This window comes from Streptomyces stelliscabiei (genome assembly GCF_014873495.1).
Taxonomy (GTDB): Bacteria; Actinomycetota; Actinomycetes; order Streptomycetales; family Streptomycetaceae; genus Streptomyces; species Streptomyces bottropensis.
This window is the reverse complement of the sequence record NZ_JADBGF010000001.1, coordinates 1,656,383-1,681,155: the sequence shown is the minus strand read 5'-3', so window position 1 is coordinate 1,681,155 and position 24,773 is coordinate 1,656,383. Positions and strand designations below refer to the sequence as shown.

The following is a 24,773-nucleotide window of genomic DNA, read 5'->3' as shown; positions in this document are numbered from 1 at the left end:
CAGTTGCAGGAGGTGAGCGATGAGCGCTGAAGTGACCGGGTTCCTCGCGGGGTTCTGCGTGGCCCTGCTCCCGGTGCTCGCGGCCGGGTTCTGGCTCGGCCGCCGTACGGCCCGCCCGCGCAGCAGCCTCGGCGGACTCGGCACGCCCGTCGAGCACGCCACCTTCCAGACCCTGCACACCGCCACCCTCGCCGCGCCCCCGCTGCGAGCCGGCCTCACCGAGGAGACCGCCCGAAGATCCGCGAAGCGGTTGCGCACCCTGCTCGGCACGGACGCGCTGTGCCTCACCGACCACGAGTCGGTCCTCGCCTGGGAGGGCGTGGCCGAACACCATCGCGCCGAGATCATGGGCAGGCTGGCGGGTCCCCTGGAGACCGGCCGCGGCGAGGCCTTCCCGCTGACCTGCGACATCCTCGACTGCCCGGTGCGCTGGGCCGTCGTCGCCCCCCTGACGGTCGACGACCGCGTCCACGGGGCACTCGTCGCCTGCGCGCCCCGCGAGTCCGCCGTCCTCGTCCGGGCGGCGGGCGAGGTGGCCCGCTGGGTCTCCGTCCAACTCGAACTGGCCGACCTCGACCAGTCCCGCACCCGCCTGATAGAGGCCGAGATCAAGGCGTTGCGCGCCCAGATCTCCCCGCACTTCATCTTCAACTCGCTCGCGGTGATCGCCTCGTTCGTCCGCACCGACCCCGAGCGCGCCCGTGAACTCCTGCTGGAATTCGCCGACTTCACCCGCTACTCGTTCCGCAGACACGGCGACTTCACCACCCTCGCCGACGAACTCCACGCCATCGACCACTACCTGGCGCTGGTCCGGGCCCGCTTCGGCGACCGGCTCTCGGTCACGCTCCAGATAGCCCCCGAGGTGCTCCCGGTCACCCTGCCCTTCCTCTGCCTCCAGCCCCTCGTGGAGAACGCGGTGAAGCACGGACTGGAGGGCAGGACGGTGCCGGCCGCGGGCAAGAGCCACATCAGCATCACCGCCCAGGACGCGGGAGCGGAGGCGCTCGTCGTCATCGAGGACGACGGCGTCGGCATGGAACCGGAGGTGCTCCGCCGCATCCTGGCCGGCGACACCAGCCCCTCGGGCGGCATCGGCCTCAGCAACGTCGACGAGCGGTTGCGCCAGGTCTACGGCGACGACCACGGCCTCGTCATCGAGACCGCGGTCGGCGCGGGCATGAAGATCACCGCCCGGCTGCCCAAATACCAGCCGGGCGTACACCCGGACGGGGGAATTCCCCGGGCCTGAGGCTCACGGCGCGTGAGCCTCAGGTGCGCGACGCCACCATCCCCAGCGTCAGCAGGCCCAGGAAGACCCATCCGAACCACAGCCAGCCATTACTGCCGAGCGCCACCGAGTAGGCCGTCACCGCGACCAGCCCACCGACGGTGAGCACCCCCATGGCCTTCGTAGAACCGGGCATCGCAACACCCTTCCTCAGGCTTCTTCTCCCTCCATGGTGCCCCCACTACCGGAAATGACAGTGCAGACGACGAAATGCGCGCCCTTTTTCCAACCGTCCTCGCTGATCCAGAAGCCGGAAGCGGTCACGCCGGGCTCATGGCCGTACTGCCGCGGCGGCAGGTTCTTCACGCAGGCCGCGAGCGCTGTGTCCTGCGCCTTGTCGTACGTGATCCCGGCACCCATCTCGTGGAAGCCGAGGACCTTCTGCCCATGGCTGTCCTGGCAGGAGACCAGCCGGATCGTGTTGTCGGAGATCGGGTCGAGACAGTCCTGCTTCTGCAGGGTGGCCACGTCGGCGATGACCGTCTCTCCCACCGTCCGGTACGCGCCGAGCGGTCCGTAGACCGGCCTGCGCTCGCCCACCAGCAGACAGGCGACCCGATGCCGGGCGGCGTCGAACCCGTCGGCGGTCGGCAGGACGGCGTAGGTCCGGACGCCCACGAGCTTCTCGCGCGCCTCCACCGTGAGCTGATCGCACCGGTCGGCGCCACCCGTCCTGGCGTCCTCGGCGGAGGAGGCCTCGTAGGAGGCCATCACCTGGCCGTCCATCGTGCGCCCCGTGCAGGCAGGCACGAGCCGCAGCCGGGCGGCGTCCGAGAAGGGCGTGCCGGCCCAGGTGACGTCCACGCAGTCGCCGTCCTGCAACGGCTCCACCAGCCCCACGGCCGGCCCGTAGGGCAGTTCCGCGCTCAGGGTGTCACCGCTGCCGCCCAGTCCACCCGGGAGGTCCCTCAGGTTCCGCACGGCGGACCAGACCCCGCCGGCCACCAGCGCCAGCCCGAGGGCGGTGGCCACGCCCGCGAGGAGGGCCCGGCCACCGTGCCGCCGGGAGCGCCCGCCGGCGCCGCCGGGCCGTCGAGGACCGAGGCCCTGGTCCCCGGCGGACCGGTGCTCCGCCGGGGACCAGACGTCCGGCCTGCCGGGCACCCCCGACGACGTGTTCCACGGCGTCTCGTGCGCGCCCCGGGGGAGGACGGGAACCTCCGGCTCGGCGGTGTACGAGGGCTCGTTCGCCCACTGCGGTCGTGAGCCGAGGTCGGGCGCGGGGTGGGTGTGGTCCTGGGGCGTGACGATCACGGAGAGCGCCGCCTCGGTCTCGGTCGCCGTGATCCGGCGCACGGGATCCTTGGCGAGCATGGCCGCCAGCACCGCCTCCAGCGCACCGGCCCGCATCATGGGACGCGGGTCGTCGAGGACGATCGCGGTCAGCGCCGCGATCTCGGAGTCGCGGTCGAACGGCCCGTACCCCTCGACGGCGTGGTAGAGCGTGCAGCCCAGTGAGAACAGGTCGGACGCGGCGGTCGGCGGCCCGCCCTGCGCCCGCTCGGGCGCGAGGTAGGCGGCGGTCCCGACCAGGACGTGCGACCGCGTGTGCCGGGTCTCCTGGGTGTCGGGCTGGACGGAGATGCCGTAGTCGGTGAGGAGGACGCGGGCGTACGGCGATCCGGCGCGGTCCGGGGCGAGCAGGATGTTGGCCGGCTTGACGTCCCGGTGCATGATGCCGCGGTCGTGCCCGGCGGTCAGCGCGTCCAGCACGGCCAGCCCGATCCGGGCGCACTCGGCGGGAGCGAGGGCGCCGCGAAGGTCGACGAGCGCCTTCAGATCGAGGGCGCCCGGCACGTACTCCATGACGATCCACGGCAGTGCGTCGTGTTCCAGGACGTCGTGCACGGTGACCACGTTCGGGTGGGCGCGCAGCCCGGCGGCGTGCCGGGCCTCGGCGCGGGCGCGGGCCACCCGGGCCGTGCGCTCCCGCTCGGCCTCGCCCGGACTGCGGAACACGATCTCCTTGAGCGCCACCTCGCAGTCCAGCCGGCGGTCGTGCGCCAGCCAGACATGGCCCATGCCGCCGCTGCCCAGCCGGTTCAGCAGGTGATAGCGGTCGGCGATGATCCGGCCGACCCCCGACTCCGGTGCTTCTGAGTGCATCGGTCACTCCCGAGGTTCAGATCCGTACGGGCAGCTGGGCGGGGTCGTCGACGGGGAGGTCCGGACCCCCCGGGTCGTCCGGCCCGCCCGCCGGGTCCGGGGCACCACCGAGCGGTTCCGGATCGCTCGTCGTGGACCCGTCGGTGGGCGGGGCACTGTCCTCCGGAGGGACCGGATCGGGATCCGGCTCGGGCTCGGGAGGGGGCGGCGTTCTGCTCGACGTGGACGACTCGGGCGCCGAGGAGGGAGCGGACGGACTCGGCGGGGGATCGGGTTCCGGCACGGCCCTCTCGGAGGACGCGGACGGCGACGGCACCAGCGTGGTGCCGCCCGCCGACGGGGGAGCGACCGACTCGGGGGGTGACGACCCGCCGTCCGCCGACCCGGTGCCGGCCGACCCACCGCCCGACGACCCACCGCCCGACGAGGAGGACTCCCCGCCCGACGGCGTCGTGTTCCCGTCCGTCGGCCTCGACCCGCTCTCCGACGGAGATCCGCCGGCCGACGAATCGCCCGTCTCCGAGGGCCCGGTCGGCCCGGGCCTCACGGCACCCGTGCCCGTGCCCGTGCCTGAGCCCGAGTCCGAGGGCCCCGCCCCGGCCCCGGAGCCTGCTTCCGACCCCGACCCCGACGCGGGTTCAGAGTCCCCGGTGTTCCCGTCGGCCGTTCCGCCCGGCCGGTCCACCCGCAGGGCCACCGCGGTGCCGAACTCCAGCTCGGTGCCCGGTCCGGGGCTGGACCCCGTCACCGGCGTGTCGCCCGGCGGCAGCGTCTCCCCGGCGACCGTCACCGCCAGCCCCTTGTCCGCCATGGCCGCGCTCGCCTCGTCGAAGGTCATCCCCCGCACCTTCGGCACGGCCTGCCGGGCCCGTGTGTCGAACGTCGTGTCGGACTCGCCCGTGGTGCCGACCTCACGGCTGATGCCCCGGCCCGGGTCCTCGACGTCGACGAGCTTGATCTCCTTGAGCTGCCCGGGGGCGGGTTCCACGACGACCATCCCGGACTTGTCGTAGCCCTTCCACTTCCTGTCGCCCGGGAACTTCACCTCGATGCGTGCGGGGTCCGCGTCGAACGCGCGGAGAGGATTTCCGCAACTGCACTTCACGGCGGGCACACCCTGATCGTCGACCAGAACCGCGATACCGGCTTCCAGCAACGCGTCGAAGGGAACAGCTTTGCCCTTCTTGTAGTCGTGGTTCTTCACGAGGGTGTCGTGGCGCAGGAGAACAGGGGTGAGTTCGTCGAGATAACGTCCGATGCCATCGACATCGACACCGGTGACACGGGCCCATTCCTGAGCCTTTTTCCTGTTCTCCGGTGCGGTGAGGAAATCCTCCAGCTTGCGCACGTCGCAGACCTTGGGCTTCTGCGTGCCCCCGTACAGGCCGGGTGCGTTGCCCTGCTGCAGACCGCTGTGCGGCTCCAGGGACGTCAGCCGGGGTTCGTCCCGGCCCAGCCGTTCGCCCTCGTCGAAGAAGGGGGCGAGGGAGGCGACCCCCGCGGCCACCGCCTTCACCGCGAGCAGGGACGGGGCCGAGTCGCCGCAACCGCTGAGGATCATCGCGCCGACGAGAAGGACGGCGATCCGCCGGGCAGTCGATTTCCCCGTAATTCGTAAGCGTGTTCGTAAGTGTAAAGGTGTGCGCGTCGGCAAGCATGCGTTGATTGTCATGACCGCTCCCCCCGGCGGTTTCCCCTGTCACCCCGCGGAACGGAAGCGGGGCTCAGACATCATGCTACTGAAAGGAAAAGCCTTCTGGTCAAGGGGAATTGGGGAGAAGTGCGGTCTCGGGGTCGAACAAAAGAATGGGGTCCGGCGGAGGATTGCGGCTCAGCGACCGCGTGCGTCGAGTGAGGCGAGATAGGCGTTGTACGCCTCGAGTTCCTTGTCGCCGTCCCGGTCGGCCGCGCGGTCCATGCGCCGGGCCTGCCGCTGCTCGGAGCCGTACCACTGGAAGAGCAGTGCGAGCAGTACCAGAACCGAGGGGATCTCGCTGAACGCCCAGGCGATCCCGCCGGCCGCGTTCTGGTCGGCGAGGGCGTCGATGCCGAGGGAGGCGGGCGGGTTCTCGTACGTCTTCACCATCGGTGTGGACGCCATCATCAGCGCGATGCCGAAGAACGCGTGGAACGGCATGCCTGCGAACAGCTCCAGCATCCGCATCAGATAGCCGGGGCGGTGCGGGCCGGGGTCCACGCCCATGATCGGCCAGAAGAAGAACAGGCCCACCATCAGGAAGTGGGTCATCATCACGATGTGCCCGAGGGTCGATCCCATCAGGAAATCGAAGATCGGGGTGAAGTACAGCCCGTACAGGCTCGCGATGAACATCGGGATCGTGAACGCCGGGTGCGTGACGATCTTCATGTACCAGCTGTGCAGGAACATCAGCAGCAGCTCGCGGAGCCCCTTGCGGCCCCTCCCCGCCACCGGCAGCGCCCGCAGCGCCAGCGTGACCGGCGCCCCGAGCAGCAGCATGATCGGCGCCACCATGCTGATGACCATGTGCTGGACCATGTGCACGCTGAACATGACCATGCCGTAGTCGTTGAGTCCGGTGCACGTCACCAGCATCACCAGCAGCACACCCGCGACGTAGGCGACGGTCCGCCCCACCGGCCACTTGTCCCCGCGCCGCACGAGCCGCACGACGCCCCAGCCGTACAGGGCCAGCCCCACCAGGCAGGCGACGAGGAAGAACGGGTCGGCCGACCACGCGAGCCCCCGCCCCAGGGTGAAGGGCGAAAGCCCCGTACCGTGCCCGCTGTGGTCCATCCGCCGGCTCCTGCTTCGTGGGGGGTTGTGCTGTCTGTCCGCCCCCACACTAGAACCGCCCCCGGTCGCGATCACGACCGGGGGCGTACCTCACTCCTGCGTCCTCGGCGGCACGCTAGAGCACGCACTCCGCCTCGTCGTACCGCTCCTCGGGCACCGTCTTCAGCGTCTCCACGGCCTCGGCGAGCGGCACCATCACGATGTCGGTGCCCCGCAGCGCGGTCATGTTCCCGAACTCTCCCCGGTGCACGGCCTCCACCGCGTGCCACCCGAACCGCGTGGCGAGCACCCGGTCGTACGCGGTCGGCGTCCCGCCCCGCTGCACATGCCCGAGGATCACCGGCCGTGCCTCCTTGCCGAGGCGCTGCTCCAGCTCGACCGAGAGCTGCCGCGCGATCCCCGCGAAGCGCTCGTGACCGTAGATGTCCTTGCCGCCCTCGTCGAAGTCCATCGACCCGGCCCTGGGCTTCGCGCCCTCCGCGGCGACGACGATCGCGAACCGCTTGCCCGCCGAGAACCGCTGGGCGACCTTCGCGGTCAGCTCCTCGATGTCGAAGGGCCGTTCCGGTACGACGATGGCGTGCGCGCCGGCCGCCATGCCGGAGTGGAGCGCGATCCAGCCGGTGTGGCGGCCCATGACCTCCACGACCAGGACCCGCTGGTGGGACTCGGCGGTCGTCTTCAGCCGGTCCAGGGCCTCCGTGGCCACACCGACGGCCGTGTCGAAGCCGAAGGTGACGTCCGTGACCGCGATGTCGTTGTCGATGGTCTTCGGCACGCCCACGACGGGCAGACCGCTGTCCGACATCAGCCGGGCCGCCTTGAGCGTGCCCTCACCGCCGATGGGGATGATCGCGTCGAGCCCCAGCTCCTCGACATGGCTCCTGGCCCGCGCCACACCGTCGCGCAGATGTGAGGGCTGGACCCGGGAGGAACCGAGGATCGTGCCGCCGCGGGCCAGGATGCCGGCCACCGCGTCCAGGTCGAGCTTGAGGTAGTCGCACTCCAGCAGGCCTTTCCAGCCGTCCCGGAAGCCGATGACCTCGTCGCCGTGGTCGACGACGGCGCGGTGCACGACGGACCGGATGACGGCGTTCAGTCCGGGACAGTCGCCGCCGGACGTGAGGACACCAATGCGCATAGCCCGAATACCTTCTCGACGTGGGCCGGGTACCGGACCACGCTGTCCGGCTGGAATCCCCGCCACCCTACCGGCGGCGGGGGGCCCGGCCGTAGCGGGCGTCCGCCTGCTGGACGCCCCCGCACAGGTGAGCGGAGCCCTGGTCAGACGGGCTTTCACACATGAGCGGGGGCGCTATCGGACGGGCTTTCGTGCGGGCACTGAGGAACCGTTTCTGAGGAGCCTCGGCGTCCTGCCGTGACCTGCTAGGCGGGCTGCTGCTGGGCGGAGGAGATGCGCTCGTCGCGCAGCGCCTCGAACCAGCGGTCGTCGGTCGGCGGCAGCGCGTTCACGTCCAGTGCCAGCTTCAGCAGCAGGTCCGCGATCTGCGGGTTCCGCGCCAGCACCGGCCCGTGCATGTACGTGCCGAAGACGGTGTCGTTGTACGCGCCCTCCGTGCCGTCGCCCGTGCCGTTGCCCTTGCCGAGCCGCACGTTCGCGAACGGGCGGGCGGTGGGACCGAGGTGCGTGACGCCCTGGTGGTTCTCGAACCCGGTGAGCTGGGGCAGGCCGAGGCGCGGGTCGATGTCCGCGAGGACGTCGCCGACGCACCGCTCGCCCTCGCCGCGGGTCGTGGTCACGTCGAGCAGACCGAGGCCCGGCTCGCGCTGACCGAGGTCGTTGACGAACTCGTGGCCGAGGATCTGGTAGCCCGCGCAGACCGCGAAGACGATCGCGCCGTTGTTGATCGCCTGGTACAGATGCCGGTCCCGGCGCAGCCGCTCGGCGGCGAGCCGCTGCGGACGGTCCTCGCCGCCGCCGATCAGGTAGATGTCGCCGGAGGTCGGGATCGGCTGGTCGCTGCGCACGTCCAGCCGGGCCACGTCCAGGCCGCGCTGCCGCGCCCGGCGCTCGACGACGAGGACGTTGCCCTGGTCGCCGTAGGTGCTGAGCAGGTCCGGGTAGACCCAGACGACCCGCAGACTGTTGTCGCTCATGTAAGTCGGTGCCCCTCGGAGTCGTTGGCGTCGTTCGTCGTAGCGTGCTCAGTTGCCCACGCGGCGGCGCAGGTCCTGGAACGCGGTGTAGTTGGCGATGACCTCGATCCGGCCCGGCGGGCACATCTGCACCGCCTGGTCGAGGGTGTCGCAGACCTGGAAGTGCTGGTTCGCCACCTCCAGGCGTACCGCGAGGTCGAGCTTGCGGTCGCCCAGCACGAAGATCGGGTGGCCGGTCAGCCGGGTGTAGTCGACGTCCCACAGCCAGGAGGTGTCGGTGCCGTCGGCGCCGCGCGCGTTCACCGAGAGGATCACCGGCGACGGCGGCGGGTCGATCAGCGAGAACGTCTCCAGCCAGCCCGCCGGGTTCTTGGCGAGCAGCAGCCGCAGGTCGCGCTGCATGAACTGCACCACGTCGTACCGTCCGGCGACCGCCTGGACCTGGTACATGCGTTCCAGGGCGACCTGCGGGGGCACACCGAAGACGGCGGCCGTGGCGGCCGAGGAGGCGGCGTTGGCCTTGTTGGCGCGGCCCGGGAGCTGCAGGTGGATCGGCCAGGCCGAGCCGTGCGGGTCCAGCACGTGGTCGCCGGAGAGCGCCCAGCTCGGCGTCGGGCGGCGGAAACCGCACTCGCCGCAGAACCAGTCGTCGCCGGGCCGCTGCATCACACCGCCGCAGGACGGGCAGGACCAGGCGTCGTCCTTCCACATCTGGCCGACCGCGACCCAGATCACGTTCGGGGACGACGAGGCCGCCCACACGATCAGCGGGTCGTCGCAGTTGGCCACGACCACGGCCTTGGTGCCGGCCAGGCCCTCCCGCCACGCCTCCGCCATCATGCGAGTCTCGGCGGCACGGTCCAGCTGGTCGCGGGAGAGGTTGAGCAGCGCGATGCACTTGGGGTCGGTGTCCCGCGCCACACCGGCCAGATACTTCTCGTCGACCTCGATGACCGCGAACTTCGCGTCCGAGTTCCCGGCGAGGGCCGAGGTGATGCCCGCGGGCATGTTGGCGCCGAGCGCGTTCGAGACGACCGGGCCCGCGGCCCGCAGCGCCTCGGCGATCAGCCGGGTCGTGGTGGTCTTGCCGTTGGTGGCCGAGACCAGGACGACGTCCAGGCTCTGCGCGAGCCGGGCGAGGAGGTCGGGGTCGAGTTTCAGTGCCACCCGGCCGCCGATCACAGATCCGCTACCGCGTCCCGCGGCACGAGATGCCGCCGCGACCGCCTTGCCCGCCGTCACGGCCAGCTTGGCCCGCGGCGTGAGCGGGTCCGAGTTGCCTGCCATCAGTTCTCGATCCTCCTTGCGTACAGCGCCGCGCCCTGTCCCGGCCACGTGTGGACCGAAGCCTATCGAGATCCACTCACGCGCCCGAATCTCGACCGGGCCGTCCCAGCGTCCGGACCGGCGATATCGGTCCGAACGTACCCTTGCGACCATGCGAAGCGGCTCGATTCCCGGCGCCCGAGGGCGCGTTCTCCCCATGACACTGCTCGGGGACCCCGTACTGCAGGTGCCCTGTGAAGAGGTGACGGAGTTCGGGCCCGAACTGGCGCGCCTTGTGGAGGATATGTTCGCGACGATGTACGACGCGCGGGGCGTGGGTCTTGCCGCGAACCAGGTGGGCCGGTCGCTGCGGGTGTTCGTATACGACTGTCCGGACGACGAGGACGTACGGCATCTGGGTCATGTCGTGAATCCCCGGCTCGTCTCGACCGAGGGGATCGTACTGCGAGGGCCCGAGGGCTGTCTGTCCCTGCCCGGCCTGGAGGCAGGTGTGGAGCGGTACGACGAGGCCGCCGTGGAGGGGTTCACGGTGGACGGGGACCGGGTGCGGGTGTGGGGGAGCGGGTTCTTCGCGCGGTGCCTCCAGCACGAGTGCGATCACCTGGAGGGCCGGGTGTATGTGGACCGGCTGTCGGGGTGGCGGCGTTCTCGGGTGATGAGGAAGGTCGCGAAAGCGTCGTGGGGGGTGTGAGTTCGTCGGCGGGTGCGGGTGCGGGTGCGGGTGCGGGTGCGGGTGCGGCGGGGCTTCTCGCGCCCACGCGGCGGAGCCGCATATCGATACAGCCCCGCGCCCCTTTCAGGGGCGCTGATCCCCGGCCCCGTCGGCAAGGAACCCTCTAGAAACCCGGGCCGCCGACCTTGTCGCCCGCGGCCGCCAGGCGGCCCCACAGCAGGTCGGCCAGGCAGCTGACCAACTCGGCGCGGGTGCAGGGGCGTTCGCCGAGCCACCAGTCTCCCGCCGCGTGCATCATGCCGACGATGCCGTGACCCCAGACGCGGGCCAGCCGGTGGCTGTCGGGGCCGAGATCGAGGCGGTCCTCTATGACCTTGCCGAGTTCCTCGCCCATGCGGCGCAGGAGGGGCGCGGAGTGCTTGCCGACGTCGAAGCCCTGCTCGCCCGGATGGCCGGCCTCGGCGGGGTGCATGAGGAAGCGGTACACCTGGGGACGGGCCTCGATGGCCGCCAGATAGGTGTCGAGGGTCGCCTCGACGCGTTCACGGCGCTCGGCCGGGGCGTCCAACGCGGCCCGCAGGGCGTCGAGGAGGGCGTCGGTGTGGCGCTGGGCGAGAGCGGCGTAAAGTCCGCTCTTGTCGCCGAAGTGGCGGTAGAGGATCGGCTTGGTGATCCCGGCCTCGGCGGCGATGGCGTTCATCGACGCTCCGGGGCCGTCGCGCAGCACCACCCTGTCCGCGGCCTCCAGCAGCTCGCGCCGACGACGGTCGGCGGACCGCTCCTGGTCGGTCCGCTGCGTGGTGTCCATGAGTCTCTCCCCCACATACTGATGACGGTGACGCCCTGCGCAAACTAACACTGATTGGCACGAGCCGATCGAACGGGCTACCGACCCCGCCGCGGGAGTTGACTTTTCCTACCGACCGGTAACAGACTCCAGTTACCGCAGGTAACATCTTAGTGCAGTGCTGGAGGCGCGTCATGGCCGAGTTCACCATGGAACTCAACGAGGAACAGCGAGAGGTCCGCGACTGGCTCCACGGGTTCGCCGCCGATGTGATCCGCCCCGCGGCCGCCGAGTGGGACGAGCGCGAGGAGACCCCCTGGCCGGTGATCCAGGAGGCCGCCAAGGTCGGCATCTACTCCCTCGACTTCTACGCCCAGCAGTACTTCGACCCCACCGGCCTCGGCATCCCCATGGCCATGGAGGAGCTGTTCTGGGGTGACGCGGGCATCGCCCTGTCCATCGTCGGCACCGGCCTCGCCGCGGTGGGCGTCCTCGCCAACGGCACCGAGGAGCAGATCGGCACCTGGATCCCCCAGATGTACGGGGACGCCAACGATGTCAAGGTCGCCGCGTTCTGCTCCTCCGAGCCCGACGCCGGTTCCGACGTGGCGTCCATGCGCACCCGCGCCGTGTACGACGAGGCCAAAGACGAGTGGGTCCTCAACGGCACCAAGACCTGGGCGACCAACGGCGGCATCGCCAACGTCCACGTCGTCGTCGCCGTGGTCGACGCCGACCTCGGTTCCAAGGGGCACGCCTCCTTCATCGTCCCGCCGAACACGCCCGGTCTGTCGCAGGGCCAGAAGTTCAAGAAGCACGGCATCCGCGCCTCCCACACCGCCGAGGTCGTCCTGGAGGACGTGCGCGTCCCCGGTTCCTGCCTCCTCGGCGGCAAGGAGAAGCTCGACGAGCGCCTGGCGCGGGCCCGCGAGCGGGCGAAGGCCGGCGGTGAGCGGCTGAAGAACGCGGCGATGGCCACGTTCGAGGCGTCCCGCCCGGCGGTGGGCGCGATGGCGGTGGGCACCGCCCGTGCCGCGTACGAGGTCGCCCTCGACTACGCCAAGACCCGTGAGCAGTTCGGCCGGCCCATCATCGACAACCAGGGCGTGGCCTTCCAGCTCGCGGACATGCGGACGTCCGTGGACGCGGCGCGGCTGCTGGTGTGGCGGGCGTCCTGGATGGCGATCAACGGCAGGCCGTTCACGGCGGCCGAGGGGTCGCAGTCGAAGCTGTTCGCGAGCGAGACGGCGAAGAAGGTGACGGCGCAGGCGATCCAGATCCTGGGCGGCAACGGGTACACCCGTGAGTACCCGGTCGAGCGGATGCACCGGGACGCGGCCATCTACACCATCTTCGAGGGCACGAGTGAGGTGCAGCGGCTGGTGATCGCCCGGACCTTGTCGGGGATGCCGATCCGGTAGTGCCGAAGGGGTGCGCGTGTCGGTCGGGCTGCGGGAACGTCGTGGTTGCTCGCGCAGTTCCCCGCGCCCGTTGAGGGGGCGGTCGTCACCGGTGACGACGGGTGAACCCGACGGGAGTGGTCGAGGACGCGTACGGCCGGAGAATTGCTGGAAGCGATCACCGCGAGGCTCGCGCCCGATCCGGGCACAACCCCCTGCTGCCCCTGATCGACGCCGGTGCCGCCGAGGTCGGCATCCTCGCCGTGCTCGCGCGGGAACAGCGGCTCGTCGTCGCCGCCGACCTGCTCTCCTTCCGCCACCTGGCCGAGCGGTCGGCCGCCGAGGAGCCCGACAGCGCCCCCTTCTTCGCGATGCTCGCGGAGGGGGAGGCGGTGGCGGCGCAGGCGCTCGGGGTGTACGCCGAGGCGTGCGGGGTGGACGCGGATCGGAGCGCGGCGTACGAGCCGCTGCCCGGCTGCCGGGCCCACCCGTCGTACGTCGCCCGGCTCGCCCTGGATGCGGCGCCGGTTGACGTGGTGCTCGCCCTGAGCGTCAACTTCGCCTCCTGGGGCGGCTATTGCGCGACGAGCCACGACGTACCCGCAGGCGCGTACCGGCGTGAGGGCTACGGCGCGTGGGCGAACCGGCCCCTAGAAGGTCGATGAAGATCTTGGGGTTCTGGTCCTGCCGCGTCAGCGGCAGGACCAGACTCGTCATGTGGCGATGGGTGAGTGGGTCGGCGAGACCGTGGGGCCGGACGTGTGGGAGACGTGCCGGGATCTGATCCCGGCCGGGAGTGTGTTCGCGTTCCTGGCCGGGCATCGTGGCGAGCTGTTTCCGGCTGAGATGTTCGCGGACATGTATCCGTCGGCGAACGGGCGGCCGAGCATGCCGCCGCAGATCCTGGCCGCCGCGATCACCTTGCAGGCCCTGCACGGGCTGTCGGACTTCGAGACGGTCCAGGAACTGCGGTGCGATCTGCGGTGGAAGGCAGGATGCGGGCTGGGTCTTCACGACATGGCGTTCGATCCGTCGCTGCTGGCCTACTTCCGCCGCCGGCTGGCCCGTTCCGCCCGCCCGAACCGCATCTTCGAGGCCGTGCGCGAGGTCGTGAAGGCCACCGGAGTGCTGAAGGGCAAGCACCGCCGGGCGCTGGACTCCACCGTGCTGGACGACGCGGTCGCCACCCAGGACACCGTCACCCAGATCATCGCCGCCGTCCGCGCGGTGATCCGCGAGGTTCCCGGCGCCGACATGGTCGCCGCTGCCCAGTGCGGCGCGCACGACTACACCGACCCGGGCAAACCGAAGATCGCCTGGAACGACGGGCAGGCCCGCGCCGAGCTGGTCGACGCACTGGTCACCGATGCGCTGCGGCTGCTGGGTCATCTGCCCGACCGGCAACTCGGCGAGAAGGCCGCGAACGCGGTGGGCATCCTGGCCCTGGTCGCCGGTCAGGACGTCGAGCCCGCCGAGGACTCCGACGGCCGCGACGGACGCTGGCGCATCACCCGGGGCACCGCCCCCAGCCGGATGGTCTCCACCGTCGATCCCGAAGCCCGGCACGTGCACAAGACCCGCAGTCACCAGCAGGACGGCTTCAAGGCCCACCTGGCCATCGAGCCCGAGACCGGCTTATACACCGCCGTCGCCCTGCGCCCCGGCGCCGGGCCCGAGCACCACGAGGCCGCGGTCGGCCTGGAACTGCTCGCCGACGAGGACGACCCGCTGGACGTCTTCGGCGACACCGCCTACTCCGCAGGCGACGCCCGCCACACCCTCGATGAGGCCGGGCACCGGCTGTTCCTCAAACCCGCCCCGCTGCGGCCCGCCGTCTCCGGCGGCTTCACCCTCGACGAGTTCGCCATCGACACCACCGCCGCCATCGTGACCTGCCCGGCCGGACACGCCGTGGCCCTGTCCGACCCCGGCGGGCAGCACCACCAACGCAAAGCCTCTTTCGGGGACTTATGCACCGGATGCCACCTGCGCGAGCGGTGCACCAAAGCCAAGGCCGGACGCATTCTGACCATCCGACCGCACCACGACCTCCAGACAGCAGCCCGCCACCAGGCCGCCACCGACCCCGGCTGGCAGGCCGACTACCGCCGCTGGCGCCCCCCGGTCGAACGGGCCGTCGCCTGGCTCGTCCACCACGGCAACCGGCGCCTGCGCTACCGCGGCACCATCAAGAACGACACCTGGCTCCACACCCGAGCCGCCGCCCTCAACCTCCGCCGACTGATCAACCTCGGGCTCACCCACACCAGTGGCACCTGGCACATCGCACCGGCCGGCGCATGACCGAGGGGCTGTCCGGCCTGACGGCCGGACAGCCCCTCACCAAGATCTTCATCGACCTTCTAGCCGGAGGCGCCCCCGCTGCTGTGCGCGATGCACGCCACGTCGATGCGGTCCGCCAGCTTCGCCAGTTCGATCGTCAGCGCCGCCACCGTGTCCTCGTCGAGTTCCGCACCCGCCTCCACCAGGTGCAGCCACCGGCCGCCCACCGTCCGCAGCAGCTTGCTCACATCGGCCGCAGACACCTGCAGGTTCCCGCGGTCGTCGACGATCAGAGGCAGAGTCACTTCGCGGTTCACAACGGGGATGGTAACCGCGGAACGCTCACGCCCCGTGCCACACGGTGGTGATGTTGCAGAACTCCCGGATTCCGTGTCCGGACAGCTCACGCCCGTAACCGGACCGCTTGACTCCGCCGAACGGGAACGCCGGGTGGGAGGCGGTCATGCCGTTGACGTAGACCGCGCCCGCGTCCAGGTCCCGGACGAACCGTTCGACGTCGGCGGCGTCCTCGGTCCACACGTTGGAGCTGAGCCCGAAGGGCGTGTCGTTGGCGATCGCGATCGCTTCGTCGAGGTCGGCGACGCGGTACAGGGTGGCCACCGGGCCGAACGTCTCCTCCTGGTGGACGCGCATCTCGGGGGTGATGTCGGCGAGGACGGTCGGCGGGTAGAACCAGCCGGGCCCGTCGGGGCGTTCGGCGCCGCACAGCACGGTGGCGCCGCTCTCCACGGCCTCGTCGACCAGCGCCTCCAGGTCCTCGCGGCCCCGCTCGCCGGAGAGCGGGCCGACGTCGGTGTCCTCGTCCAGCGGGTCGCCCACCTTCAGTGCCCGCATGGCCTCGACGAACCGCTCGGTGAAGGCGTCGTACACGTCGGCGTGCACGATGAACCGCTTGGCGGCGATGCACGACTGGCCGGTGTTCTGCACCCGGGCCGTCACGGCGGTCTTCGCCGCCTTCTCGATGTCGGCGGACGGCATCACCACGTACGGGTCGCTGCCGCCCAGTTCCAGGACCGTCTTCTTGACCTCGTCCCCGGCGACCGAGGCGACGGCCCGGCCGGCGGGCTCGCTGCCGGTGAGGGTCGCGGCCCTCACGCGCGGGTCGCGCAGGATGTCCTCGACGGCGCCCGAGCCGACGAGCAGCGTCTGGAAGCAGCCCTCGGGGAAACCCGCCCGCCGGAAGAGGTCCTCCAGGTAGAGCGCGGTCTGCGGGACGTTGGAGGCGTGCTTGAGCAGGCCCACGTTGCCGGCCATCAGGGCGGGCGCGGCGAAGCGGATCACCTGCCAGAGCGGGAAGTTCCACGGCATCACGGCGAGCACCGGGCCGAGCGGCCGGTAGCGGACCAGGACCCGGGAGGCGCCCGAGTCCTTCACGTCGGCGGCGGAGGGCTCCACGTCGGTGAGCAGCACCTCGGCGTGGTCGGCGTACCAGCGCATCGCCTTGGCGCACTTGGCGGCCTCGGCGCGGGCCTGCTTGATGGGCTTGCCCATCTCGGTCGTCATCACCCGTGCGACGTCCTCGGTGTCCTCGTCGAGGAGGTCTGCGGCCCGGCGCATCAGCCGGGCGCGTTCCGCGAAGGACGTCGTCCGGTACGTGCGGAACGTGGCGTCGGCGGTGGCGAGGCGGTGTTCGACCTCCTCCTCGCCCAGGGCGTCGTAGGTCTTGAGCGTCTCGCCGTTCGCCGGGTTGACCGTGGCGATGGGCATGGCTGGCCTCCTGCGTGGGCTGTCCTTCGACCTTCCCGCGCGGCGGCGCACGCCGCAACGCGGACTCAGTCCGAGTGCTCCGTGAGACGGTCGAGAAACTCCGCCTGCGCCGGGACGAGCACGGCCCGGGCCCGTTCGACGGTGAGCCACTCCACGCGGTCCAGCTCCGGGAACTCCTGGATCCGCCCCGACCTCGGCGGCCACTCCATGCGGAAGGTGCCCGGTACGACGGTCGCGGGGTCGAGGTCCGCCTCGATCGCCCAGACCGTGACGATCTTGCCGTTCTTCTGCTGGACCTCGCCCAGCGGTACGGCCTCCCCCTCGGGCGGCGCCAGCCCCAGCTCCTCCTGGAACTCCCGGCGGGCCGCGTCCCAGGCGGGCTCGTCCGGCTCGTACTCGCCCTTGGGGACGCTCCAGGCGCCCGCGTCCTTGTGCGCGAAGTACGGGCCGCCCATGTGGCCGAGCAGGACCTCGACGCCGTGCTCGGTGCGGCGGTGCAGCAGCAGTCCGGCGCTGCGCTTGAACGTGGTCAACGCGTCACCTCGGGGTGTGCGGCGAGCAGGGTCTCGACCGTATCGGCTTCCGCGGGGGTCTTGTCGTCGCGATAGCGGATCACGCGGGCGAAGCGGAGGGTGACACCGGCCGGGTAGCGGGTGGAGCGCTGCAGCCCGTCGTAGGCGATCTCGACGACGAGTTCGGGCCGCACGGTCACGCCCCAGCGGTGCTCCTCCACGGCCAGCTCCGTCAGCCGCTCGGTCTGCCAGGCCAGCAGCGCGTCGGTCATGCCCTTGAAGGTCTTGCCGAGCATGGCGAAGGAGCCGTCGGCGGTGCGGGCGCCGAGGTGCAGGTTGGAGAGCCTGCCCGTGCGGCGGCCGTGGCCCCACTCGGCGGCCAGGACCACCAGATCGAGGGTGTGCACCGGCTTGACCTTCAGCCAGGACGCGCCGCGCCGGCCCGCGCTGTAGGGGGCGTCGAGGGCCTTGAGGACGACACCCTCGTGGCCGCGTTCCAGGGTGTCGGCGAGGAAGCGTTCCGCCTCGGGCAGGTCGTCCGGGCCGGCCACGAGGGTGCGGCGGACCCGCATGGGCTCGGGGACGAGGCGGGCGAGTAGGGCGTGACGGTCGGTGAAGGGGAGGTCGAGGAGGTCCTGGCCGTCCACGGAGAGCGCGTCGAAGAAGACCGGCGAGACGGGGATCTGTTCGGCGGCCGTCGTCACGTCCAGCCGGGAGCCGACGCGCCCGGCGGTCTCCTGGAAGGAGCGGGGGCGGCCGGTCTCGTCGAACGCGATCACCTCTCCGTCCAGGATGAACCGTTCGCCCCGCAACTCCAGTGCCGCGGCAGTGAGTTCGGGCAGTCGGTCGGTGATGTCGTCCAGGGTGCGGGTGTACAGACGTACGTCTTCGCCGTCGCGGTGGACCTGGACGCGGATGCCGTCCAGCTTCTCCTCGACCGCGCACACGCTCAGTTTCGCCACGGCCTCCGCGACGGAGGACGCGCTGTGCGCGAGCATCGGCAGGACGGGCCGGCCGACGGTGAGCCGGAACCCCGCGAGGGCCGACGGGCCTTCCGCGAGCAGGGCCTGGGCCACTCTCTGCAGCGAACCCGCCAGCATCACCGCCCGCCGTACGTCGCCCGCGGGCGCGCCGGTGGCCCCGGCCAGGCCCTCCACGGCCAGTGCGTCCAGGGCGCCCTGGCGGACCTCGCCGGTGAGCAGGCCGAACAGGTAGCGCTGCTCGTCCTCGGTGGCCGCCGTCAGCAACTCGCCGACCAGGCGCCTGCGTTCGGTCTGCGAACCGGGCCCGGTGACCGCGCCGATCACCGTCAGCCGGGCGTCGACCTCCCGGACCGTGAGGGTGGGGGTGGCGGCCGGGAGGATCTGCTGGTCGAGGACCTTCCAGCCGATGCCCAGGCGGCCCTGGGGCAGGCGGCCCGCGAGGTAGGGGATGACGATCGGTACGTCCGCCTCCTCGGAGTCCCGGAAGAGGTCGGCGAGCAGGGCCGTCTTGCGGGACCGGGCCGAGGTGGCGGCGATCTCTTGCGACACGCGGGCGAGCCGGGCGAAGAGCATGGGGCCATGGTCCTACGGAGTTCCGCCGGGCGCCTACGGGGGAGGGGGCGCGGGTGCGGTGGCGGGTGCGGGTGAGTGGGGCTTCTCGCGCGGCTCCCCCGCGCCCTTTCCGGCGGCCCTTCGCGCCGATCACGTCGGGTGGGTGGGTGCCTAGTTCCGCGTCGCCGCGTCCAGGTCCGCCATCAGGAGGTCTCCGTTGATCGTCGCGCCTGCTCGGTAGCCCGAGGAGGCCGCGTTGACGACCTGTTCGGAGAAGCCCATCGCGTTGCCGACGGCCCAGACACCCGGGACCGTGGTCCGGCCCGTCGGGTCGACGACCGGATAGGCGCCGAAGGGGGTCTCGTCCAGGTCGGCGCCCAGTTTCTCCAGCAGGCCGGTCCGCGGGAGAGGCCGGGGCGCGGTGAAGAGCACCGAGCGGGCGTGGGTCGAGCCGTCGGCGAGCCTGACGCCCGTGAGGCGGTCGTCCTCCACCACCAGGTCCGCGACCACTCCGGGGACCACCGACACCCCGGCCGCCGCGAGACGGCGCAGGTCGTCGTCGGAGAGATCGCCCTCGGCGACCTCGTGCAGGAACAGGGTCACGTCCTTGGACCACTGGGAGACCATCAGGGCCTGGTGAACGCTCATCGGGGTCGTGGCGAGGACGGCGAAGGGCTGGTCGCGGACCTCCCAGCCGTGGCAGTAGGGGCAGTGCAGGACGTCCCGGCCGAAGCGTTCGGCGACGCCGGGGACGGCCGGGAGTTCGTCCTTGAGGCCGGTGGCGACGACCAGGCGCCGGGCGCGCACGGCACGGCCGTCGGCGAGGGTCACGGTGAAACTCCCGCCGTCGTCGTCGCGGGTCACGTCCACCGCCCGGCCCCGGACCAGCTCGACGCCGTAGCGGGCGATCTCCTCCCGGCCGACGGCCAGGAATTCTGCTGGCGGCATCCCGTCCCGCGACAGAAAGCCCTGCATGTGGGCGGCGGGCGCGTTGCGGGGCTCGCCCGCGTCGACGACCAGCGTGTGGCGCCGGGCCCGGCCGAGGACCATCGCGGCGGAGAGCCCCGCCGCGCCGCCGCCGATGACGATCACTTCGTACTGCTCGGTCATGGTGACCACCTCCACCACGACGGTCGCCCGTACAGCGGCGCATTGACAAACGGCTTTGCCGAAACTGCAATAGCGGGATGAGTGACACGAGTGTGGACGCGAGCGGCACGGACGAGGTCCTGGCCGGGGTCGGGCCCCGGCTGCGGCGGATCCGGAAGGAGCGGGAGGCGACGCTGGCCGGGCTGTCGGAGGCCACCGGCATCTCGGTGAGCACGCTGTCGCGGCTGGAGTCGGGGCTGCGCAAACCCAGCCTGGAGCTGTTGCTGCCGATCGCGCGGGCCCACCAGGTGCCGCTGGACGAGCTGATCGGGGAGCCGCCGGTCGGGGACCCCCGGGTGCGGTCGAAGCCGATCCAGCGGCACGGGCGGACGTACTGGCCGCTGACCCGGCAGCCGGGCGGCCTCCAGGCCTTCAAGGTGCTCGTGCCCCAGTCGAAGCAGGAGCCGGAGCCCCGCACGCACGAGGGGTACGAGTGGCTGTATGTGATGTCCGGGAAACTGCGGGTCGTGCTCGGCGAGCATGATGTGGTGATGGTCGCGGGGGAGGCCGCGGAGTTCGACACCCGGGTCCCGCACTGGTTCGGTTCGACGGGGGAGGGACCGGTGGAGTTCCTCAGCCTCTTCGGGCCCCAGGGGGAGCGGATGCACGTACGGGCGCGGCCCACGCGTGCGTGACGCACGCTACTGCTCCTCGACGGTTCCCCGGAGGGCAAGCGACCGCTTAGTATGCATGCGACAGTCGACCCCGGTCCGACGAAGACGTCCGAGGCAGTCCGTGGAGGCATCGCATGCAGGCATGGCAAGTGCACGAGAACGGCGAGCCGGGCGAGGTGATGCGGCTCCAGGACGTGGAGCGGCCCACGCCCGGTGACGGCCAGGTCCTGCTGAAGGTGCGCGCCGCGAACATCAACTTCCCCGATGCCCTGATGTGCCGCGGGCACTACCAGGTCAGGCCGCCGCTGCCGTTCACGCCCGGCGTGGAGATCTGCGGGGAGACCGAGGACGGCCGCCGGGTCATCGCCAACCCGGTCCTGCCGTACGGCGGTTTCGCCGAGTACGCGGTCGCCGACGCCACCGCGCTGCTGCCCGCCCCCGAGGCGCTGGACGACGCCGAGGCGGCGGCCCTGCACATCGGCTACCAGACGGCCTGGTTCGCACTGCACCGCCGGGCCCGCCTCGAAGCGGGGGAGACCCTGCTCGTCCACGCTGCCGCGGGAGGGGTCGGCAGCGCGGCCGTGCAGCTCGGCAAGGCGGCCGGGGCCACGGTCATCGGCGTCGTCGGCGGCGCCGACAAGGCCGTGGTGGCCCGGGAGCTGGGCTGTGACGTGGTGATCGACCGGCGGAGCGAGGACGTCGTCGCCGCCGTGAAGGAAGCCACCTCGGGCCGGGGCGCGGACGTGATCTACGACCCCGTGGGCGGCGAGGCCTACACGCAGTCGACCAAGGTCGTCGCCTTCGAGGGACGCATCGTGGTCGTCGGCTTCGCCGGCGGGACGATTCCCAGCCCCGGCCTCAACCACGCCCTCGTCAAGAACTACTCGATCCTCGGCCTGCACTGGGGCCTGTACAACACCAAGAACCCCAAGTTGGTCCAGCACTGCCACGAGCAGCTCACCGAACTGGCCGCCCGGGGCGTCGTCAAGCCGCTGGTGAGCGAGCGCGCGCCGCTGGACGGGGCCGCGGCCGCCGTGCAGCGCGTCGCGGACGGCGTCACCACGGGCCGGGTCGTCGTCGTACCCGCGCTGGAGAACGGAGCCGCCGCATGACCGACGCAGCCGACCTCAGGCGCCGCACGGCCGAGTTGCTGGCCGCGTATCCGCCCGCCACGACGGACCGCCTGGACTTCCTGCGCGCCCGCTTCGACGCCGGACTCGCCTGGGTGCACTACCCCGAGGGACTCGGCGGACTCGGCGCCCCGCGCTCCCTGCAGGCCGTGGTGGACGCGGACCTGGAGGCAGAGGGCGCCCCCGACAACGACCCGCGCCGTATCGGCATCGGCCTCGGCATGGCCGCGCCCACGATCCTCGCCTACGGCACCGAGGAGCAGAAGCGGACGTTCCTGCGCCCGCTGTGGACGGGTGAGGAGGTCTGGTGCCAGCTGTTCAGCGAGCCCGGCGCGGGCTCCGACCTCGCCGCGCTCGGCACCCGAGCCGTCCGGGAGGGCGACGGCGACTGGGTCGTCGACGGGCAGAAGGTCTGGACGTCCAGCGCGCACGTCGCCCGCTGGGCCATCCTCATCGCCCGCACCGACCCGGACGTGCCCAAGCACCGGGGCATCACCTACTTCCTCTGCGACATGACCGACCCCGGCATCGAGGTCCGGCCGTTGCGCCAGGTGACCGGCGAGGCCGAGTTCAACGAGGTGTTCATCACCGGCGTCCGCATCCCGGACTCCCGTCGCCTCGGAGACGTCGGCGACGGCTGGAAGGTCGCGCAGACCACGCTCAACAACGAGCGCGTCGCCATCGGCGGCATGCGGCTGCCCCGTGAAGGCGGCATGATCGGGCCGGTCGCCAGGACCTGGCGCGAACGTCCCGAACTGCGCACCCACGATCTCCACCAACGGCTGTTGAAGCTCTGGGTCGAGGCCGAGGCCGCCCGGCTCACCGCCGAGCGGCTGCGCCAGCAGCTCGTCGCCGGACAGCCCGGCCCCGAGGGCGCCGGCATGAAACTCGCCTTCGCCCGCCTCAACCAGGAGATCAGCGGCCTGGAGGTGGAACTCCGGGGCGAGGAAGGGCTGTTGTACGACGACTGGACCATGCGGCGCCCCGAGCTGGTCGACTTCGTCGGCCGCGACGCCGGCTACCGCTACCTCCGCTCCAAGGGCAACAGCATCGAGGGCGGGACCACCGAGGTCCTGCTGAACATCGTCGCCGAGCGCGTCCTGGGCCTGCCCACCGAACCGCGCACCGACAAGGACGTCGCCTGGAAGGACCTCGCCCGATGACCGATCTCCTGTACTCGGAGGAGGAGGAAGCCCTCCGCGCGGCCGTCCGCGACCTGCTGGCCGACCACTGCGACGCGGCGAGCGTGATCGCACGCGCCGAGTCGGACGCGCCGCACGACATCGCCGCATGGAAGGCGCTCGCGGGGACCATGGGCCTCGCGGGGCTGCTCGTGCCGGAGGAGCTGGACGGTCAGGGTGCCACACATCGCGAAGCGGCGGTCGTGCTGGAGGAGCTGGGACGTGCGGTCGCGCCGGTGCCCTATCTGACCAGCGCGGTCGTCGCCACCGAGGCCCTGCTGGAGTGCGGCGCCGACGACCTCCTCTCCCAGCTGGCCTCCGCGACGGCCATCGGCGCCCTGGCGGTCTCGCTGAGCGTGCCCGCGGGCAGCGCCTACAAGGTCGTAGGGTACGAGGGCGGCGCCCTGCACGGGGAGTTGACCGGCATCGCCGACGCGGCCGTCGCCGACGTGCTGCTGGTGCCCGCCGACGACGGCGGCCTGTACGCGGTGGACGCCTCCGCCGTGACCGTCACCCCGCAGGTGTCCCTGGACCTGACCCGACCGCTGGCCACGGTGACGCTCGACGGCGCCCCGGGCCGGCTCCTCGGCGACGCCGAGCCCGCCGTCCGCCGCGCCCTGCGCGCCGGCGCCGGGCTGCTGGCCTCCGAGCAACTCGGCCTCGCCGAGTGGACGCTGACCGAGACGGTCCGCTACCTCAAGGAACGCAAGCAGTTCAACCGGCCCGTCGGCGGCTTCCAGGCGCTCAAGCACCGCCTCGCGCAGCTCTGGCTGGAGGTCGTCAACCTGCGGGCGGCCGCCCGGAACGCGGCCGACCAGCTCGCCACCGGCAGCGACGACGCCGACCTGGCGGTGGCCGTCGCCCAGGCCTTCGCCGCGCCCGTGGCCGTCCACGCGGCCGAGGAGGCGCTGCAGTTGCACGGCGGGATCGGCATGACCTGGGAGCACCCGGTCCACCTGTATCTGAAGCGGGCGAAGGCCGACTCGATCGCGTACGGCACCGCGGGCGCCCACCGGTCCGCGCTGGCCGGACTGGTCGACCTCCAGGCCCCCTGACGCACGGTCCGCGAAAGTCTGGAAAGCCCGTCCCACCAGGGGCGGGCTTTCCGCTGTGCGCGCGGTGGCGCGGATGAACGAACGACGGCGGTCCGGCCAACTCCCCGCACAGCACTGCTCGTCCGCCCCTTCCGGCTCGCATACTCGCAGGGTCCGCAACCGGCCCCACCCGGGAGGCAGAACATGGCCCTCACCACCCGCCGCAGAGCCCTCACCACCCTCGGCGCCGCCCTCGCGGGCACGGTCGCCCTGCCCGCCACGAGCGCCCTGGCCGGCGAACGCGGTCACGGCCCGCGCCCGTTGTGGCGGGCCCACGCGCACAACGACTACGAGCACCCGCGCCCCCTCCTCGACGCCCTCGACCACCGCTTCGGCAGCGTCGAGGCCGACGTCTTCCTCGTCGACGGCCAACTCCTCGTCGCCCACGACCCGGCCGGCCTCGACCCCGCCCGCACCCTCGAATCCCTCTACCTCGACCCGCTCGCCGCCCGGGTCCGCGCCCACGGCGGTTCGGTGTACCGGGGGCACCGCAGGCCGCTGCAGCTGCTCATCGACATCAAGACCGAGGGCTCGTCCACGTACCTCGCACTCGACCGGCGACTGCGGCGGCACCGGCACCTGTTCACCACGTACGCGCACGGTCGGGTGCACCCGGGCGCGGTGACGGCCGTGGTCTCCGGGGACCGGGCCGCCCGGCCGCCCATGGAGGCCCAGCCCGTGCGGCGTGCCTTCTACGACGGACGGCTCACCGATCTCGACGCCGCCGCGCCCGCGCCCGCCACGTTCGTCCCGCTGATCTCCGACAACTGGACCCTCAACTTCACCTGGCAGGGCGTCGGTCCGTTCCCCGATGCCGAGCGCGCGAAGCTGCGCCGGATCGTCTCGACGGCCCACGGGCGGGGACAGCGGGTGCGGTTCTGGGCGACGCCCGATCTGGCGGGGCCGGCCCGGGACGCGGTGTGGGGCGAGCTGGTCGCGGCGGATGTCGACCACCTCAACACCGATGACCTCGCGGGGCTCGCGGCGTTTCTGGACGCTCGCGGGTCGGTGTAGACCACTCGTTCGGCGGACACGTCAGCCGCACGGACGAATACTCCTTTACGCCACACTTACGGCCGAATGCCGCGAAGTGGACGTGGCGAAGGAGG

The 24,773-nt window shown here is 71.7% G+C and carries 23 protein-coding genes; 10 read left to right on the top strand and 13 right to left on the bottom strand.

Features of this window, described 5'->3' with window-relative positions:
• Positions 1–31: 31 nt before the first annotated feature.
• Positions 32–1,252: a sensor histidine kinase gene (locus H4687_RS07240; RefSeq protein WP_046915877.1), complete on the top strand. Its 1,221-nt coding sequence runs from the start codon at positions 32–34 to the stop codon at positions 1,250–1,252.
• A gap of 19 nt (positions 1,253–1,271) precedes the next feature.
• Here H4687_RS07240 and H4687_RS07235 read toward each other — a convergent pair whose 3' ends face one another.
• From H4687_RS07235 to H4687_RS07205, 7 genes are all read right to left on the bottom strand, one after another.
• Complete coding sequence (locus H4687_RS07235) at positions 1,272–1,427, bottom strand: hypothetical protein (protein WP_037627356.1); 156 nt, start codon at positions 1,425–1,427, stop codon at positions 1,272–1,274.
• Between the two features lie 14 nt (positions 1,428–1,441).
• Complete coding sequence (locus H4687_RS07230) at positions 1,442–3,397, bottom strand: serine/threonine-protein kinase (RefSeq protein WP_046915870.1); 1,956 nt, start codon at positions 3,395–3,397, stop codon at positions 1,442–1,444.
• A gap of 16 nt (positions 3,398–3,413) precedes the next feature.
• Positions 3,414–4,958, bottom strand: coding sequence for a PASTA domain-containing protein (locus H4687_RS07225; protein WP_046915871.1), 1,545 nt, complete (start codon positions 4,956–4,958; stop codon positions 3,414–3,416).
• Between the two features lie 270 nt (positions 4,959–5,228).
• Complete coding sequence (locus H4687_RS07220) at positions 5,229–6,173, bottom strand: cytochrome c oxidase assembly protein (protein WP_046915872.1); 945 nt, start codon at positions 6,171–6,173, stop codon at positions 5,229–5,231.
• A 115-nt stretch (positions 6,174–6,288) separates the two neighbouring features.
• On the bottom strand, positions 6,289–7,314 hold the full coding sequence (locus tag H4687_RS07215) for a 6-phosphofructokinase (protein WP_046915873.1): 1,026 nt from the start codon (positions 7,312–7,314) through the stop codon (positions 6,289–6,291).
• A gap of 245 nt (positions 7,315–7,559) precedes the next feature.
• On the bottom strand, positions 7,560–8,291 hold the full coding sequence (locus tag H4687_RS07210; protein WP_046915874.1) for a type 1 glutamine amidotransferase: 732 nt from the start codon (positions 8,289–8,291) through the stop codon (positions 7,560–7,562).
• Between the two features lie 48 nt (positions 8,292–8,339).
• Positions 8,340–9,578 (bottom strand): Mur ligase family protein, encoded by a 1,239-nt coding sequence (locus tag H4687_RS07205; RefSeq protein WP_005475362.1) that lies wholly within the window; start codon positions 9,576–9,578, stop codon positions 8,340–8,342.
• Between the two features lie 151 nt (positions 9,579–9,729).
• Here H4687_RS07205 and def point away from each other — a divergent pair, with 151 nt between their 5' ends.
• Positions 9,730–10,269 carry a peptide deformylase gene (gene def, locus H4687_RS07200; RefSeq protein WP_179860182.1) on the top strand — a complete coding sequence of 180 codons (540 nt, stop codon included), beginning with the start codon at positions 9,730–9,732 and terminating at the stop codon, positions 10,267–10,269.
• Positions 10,270–10,414: 145 nt separating this feature from the next.
• Here the strand turns inward: def and H4687_RS07195 are convergent, their stop codons facing one another.
• Positions 10,415–11,059 carry a TetR family transcriptional regulator gene (locus H4687_RS07195; RefSeq protein ID WP_050398753.1) on the bottom strand — a complete coding sequence of 215 codons (645 nt, stop codon included), beginning with the start codon at positions 11,057–11,059 and terminating at the stop codon, positions 10,415–10,417.
• A 173-nt stretch (positions 11,060–11,232) separates the two neighbouring features.
• On the opposite strand from H4687_RS07195, the gene H4687_RS07190 reads away from it, so the two are divergent.
• The 3 genes from H4687_RS07190 (at position 11,233) to H4687_RS07180 (ending at position 14,742) form a co-directional block, all read left to right on the top strand.
• Positions 11,233–12,459 carry an acyl-CoA dehydrogenase family protein gene (locus H4687_RS07190; RefSeq protein WP_050398751.1) on the top strand — a complete coding sequence of 409 codons (1,227 nt, stop codon included), beginning with the start codon at positions 11,233–11,235 and terminating at the stop codon, positions 12,457–12,459.
• Between the two features lie 101 nt (positions 12,460–12,560).
• Complete coding sequence (locus H4687_RS07185) at positions 12,561–13,103, top strand: hypothetical protein (protein WP_159392205.1); 543 nt, start codon at positions 12,561–12,563, stop codon at positions 13,101–13,103.
• Positions 13,104–13,161: 58 nt separating this feature from the next.
• On the top strand, positions 13,162–14,742 hold the full coding sequence (locus tag H4687_RS07180) for an IS1182 family transposase (protein ID WP_078907558.1): 1,581 nt from the start codon (positions 13,162–13,164) through the stop codon (positions 14,740–14,742).
• Positions 14,743–14,801: 59 nt separating this feature from the next.
• Here H4687_RS07180 and H4687_RS07175 read toward each other — a convergent pair whose 3' ends face one another.
• The 5 genes from H4687_RS07175 to H4687_RS07155 form a co-directional block, all read right to left on the bottom strand.
• Positions 14,802–15,038: a DUF6213 family protein gene (locus H4687_RS07175; RefSeq protein WP_046916901.1), complete on the bottom strand. Its 237-nt coding sequence runs from the start codon at positions 15,036–15,038 to the stop codon at positions 14,802–14,804.
• Positions 15,039–15,063: 25 nt separating this feature from the next.
• Complete coding sequence (locus H4687_RS07170; RefSeq protein ID WP_046916902.1) at positions 15,064–16,449, bottom strand: NADP-dependent succinic semialdehyde dehydrogenase; 1,386 nt, start codon at positions 16,447–16,449, stop codon at positions 15,064–15,066.
• Positions 16,450–16,514: 65 nt separating this feature from the next.
• A complete protein-coding gene (locus tag H4687_RS07165) occupies positions 16,515–16,982 on the bottom strand; it encodes an NUDIX domain-containing protein (RefSeq protein WP_046916903.1) in 468 nt (155 codons plus the stop codon).
• Positions 16,979–18,517, bottom strand: a complete 1,539-nt coding sequence (locus H4687_RS07160) for an ATP-dependent DNA ligase (protein WP_046916904.1) — start codon at positions 18,515–18,517, stop codon at positions 16,979–16,981. The genes H4687_RS07165 and H4687_RS07160 overlap by 4 nt, the downstream gene beginning before the upstream one ends.
• Positions 18,518–18,667: 150 nt before the next feature.
• Positions 18,668–19,606: an NAD(P)/FAD-dependent oxidoreductase gene (locus tag H4687_RS07155; RefSeq protein WP_046919587.1), complete on the bottom strand. Its 939-nt coding sequence runs from the start codon at positions 19,604–19,606 to the stop codon at positions 18,668–18,670.
• Positions 19,607–19,683: 77 nt separating this feature from the next.
• Between H4687_RS07155 and H4687_RS07150 the strand changes: the two genes are divergently transcribed.
• The 5 genes from H4687_RS07150 (at position 19,684) to H4687_RS07130 (ending at position 24,678) form a co-directional block, all read left to right on the top strand.
• Positions 19,684–20,280, top strand: a complete 597-nt coding sequence (locus H4687_RS07150; protein WP_046919586.1) for a helix-turn-helix domain-containing protein — start codon at positions 19,684–19,686, stop codon at positions 20,278–20,280.
• A 113-nt stretch (positions 20,281–20,393) separates the two neighbouring features.
• Positions 20,394–21,371 carry an NADPH:quinone oxidoreductase family protein gene (locus tag H4687_RS07145; RefSeq protein WP_046919585.1) on the top strand — a complete coding sequence of 326 codons (978 nt, stop codon included), beginning with the start codon at positions 20,394–20,396 and terminating at the stop codon, positions 21,369–21,371.
• Complete coding sequence (locus H4687_RS07140) at positions 21,368–22,552, top strand: acyl-CoA dehydrogenase family protein (protein ID WP_046919584.1); 1,185 nt, start codon at positions 21,368–21,370, stop codon at positions 22,550–22,552. The genes H4687_RS07145 and H4687_RS07140 overlap by 4 nt, the downstream gene beginning before the upstream one ends.
• A complete protein-coding gene (locus H4687_RS07135; RefSeq protein ID WP_046919583.1) occupies positions 22,549–23,625 on the top strand; it encodes an acyl-CoA dehydrogenase family protein in 1,077 nt (358 codons plus the stop codon). Before H4687_RS07140 ends, H4687_RS07135 begins: the two co-directional genes overlap by 4 nt.
• 183 nt (positions 23,626–23,808) lie before the next feature.
• Positions 23,809–24,678 (top strand): phosphatidylinositol-specific phospholipase C/glycerophosphodiester phosphodiesterase family protein, encoded by an 870-nt coding sequence (locus tag H4687_RS07130; protein ID WP_050399421.1) that lies wholly within the window; start codon positions 23,809–23,811, stop codon positions 24,676–24,678.
• Positions 24,679–24,773 lie beyond the last annotated feature (95 nt).

Bases quoted from the DNA above. Each gene is read 5' to 3' on its own strand.
- H4687_RS07225 (WP_046915871.1), bottom strand. From the start codon at position 4,958: ATGATCCTCAGCGGTTGCGGCGACTCGGCCCCGTCCCTGCTCGCGGTG.
- H4687_RS07195 (WP_050398753.1), bottom strand. From the start codon at position 11,059: ATGGACACCACGCAGCGGACCGACCAGGAGCGGTCCGCCGACCGTCGT.
- H4687_RS07215 (WP_046915873.1), bottom strand. From the start codon at position 7,314: ATGCGCATTGGTGTCCTCACGTCCGGCGGCGACTGTCCCGGACTGAAC.
- H4687_RS07180 (WP_078907558.1), top strand. From the start codon at position 13,162: ATGGGTGAGTGGGTCGGCGAGACCGTGGGGCCGGACGTGTGGGAGACG.
- H4687_RS07230 (WP_046915870.1), bottom strand. From the start codon at position 3,397: ATGCACTCAGAAGCACCGGAGTCGGGGGTCGGCCGGATCATCGCCGAC.
- H4687_RS07210 (WP_046915874.1), bottom strand. From the start codon at position 8,291: ATGAGCGACAACAGTCTGCGGGTCGTCTGGGTCTACCCGGACCTGCTC.
- H4687_RS07220 (WP_046915872.1), bottom strand. From the start codon at position 6,173: ATGGACCACAGCGGGCACGGTACGGGGCTTTCGCCCTTCACCCTGGGG.
- H4687_RS07160 (WP_046916904.1), bottom strand. From the start codon at position 18,517: ATGCTCTTCGCCCGGCTCGCCCGCGTGTCGCAAGAGATCGCCGCCACC.
- H4687_RS07145 (WP_046919585.1), top strand. From the start codon at position 20,394: ATGCAGGCATGGCAAGTGCACGAGAACGGCGAGCCGGGCGAGGTGATG.
- H4687_RS07150 (WP_046919586.1), top strand. From the start codon at position 19,684: ATGAGTGACACGAGTGTGGACGCGAGCGGCACGGACGAGGTCCTGGCC.
- H4687_RS07235 (WP_037627356.1), bottom strand. From the start codon at position 1,427: ATGCCCGGTTCTACGAAGGCCATGGGGGTGCTCACCGTCGGTGGGCTG.
- H4687_RS07205 (WP_005475362.1), bottom strand. From the start codon at position 9,578: ATGGCAGGCAACTCGGACCCGCTCACGCCGCGGGCCAAGCTGGCCGTG.
- H4687_RS07130 (WP_050399421.1), top strand. From the start codon at position 23,809: ATGGCCCTCACCACCCGCCGCAGAGCCCTCACCACCCTCGGCGCCGCC.
- H4687_RS07135 (WP_046919583.1), top strand. From the start codon at position 22,549: ATGACCGATCTCCTGTACTCGGAGGAGGAGGAAGCCCTCCGCGCGGCC.
- H4687_RS07170 (WP_046916902.1), bottom strand. From the start codon at position 16,449: ATGCCCATCGCCACGGTCAACCCGGCGAACGGCGAGACGCTCAAGACC.
- def (WP_179860182.1), top strand. From the start codon at position 9,730: ATGCGAAGCGGCTCGATTCCCGGCGCCCGAGGGCGCGTTCTCCCCATG.
- H4687_RS07155 (WP_046919587.1), bottom strand. From the start codon at position 19,606: ATGACCGAGCAGTACGAAGTGATCGTCATCGGCGGCGGCGCGGCGGGG.
- H4687_RS07140 (WP_046919584.1), top strand. From the start codon at position 21,368: ATGACCGACGCAGCCGACCTCAGGCGCCGCACGGCCGAGTTGCTGGCC.
- H4687_RS07190 (WP_050398751.1), top strand. From the start codon at position 11,233: ATGGCCGAGTTCACCATGGAACTCAACGAGGAACAGCGAGAGGTCCGC.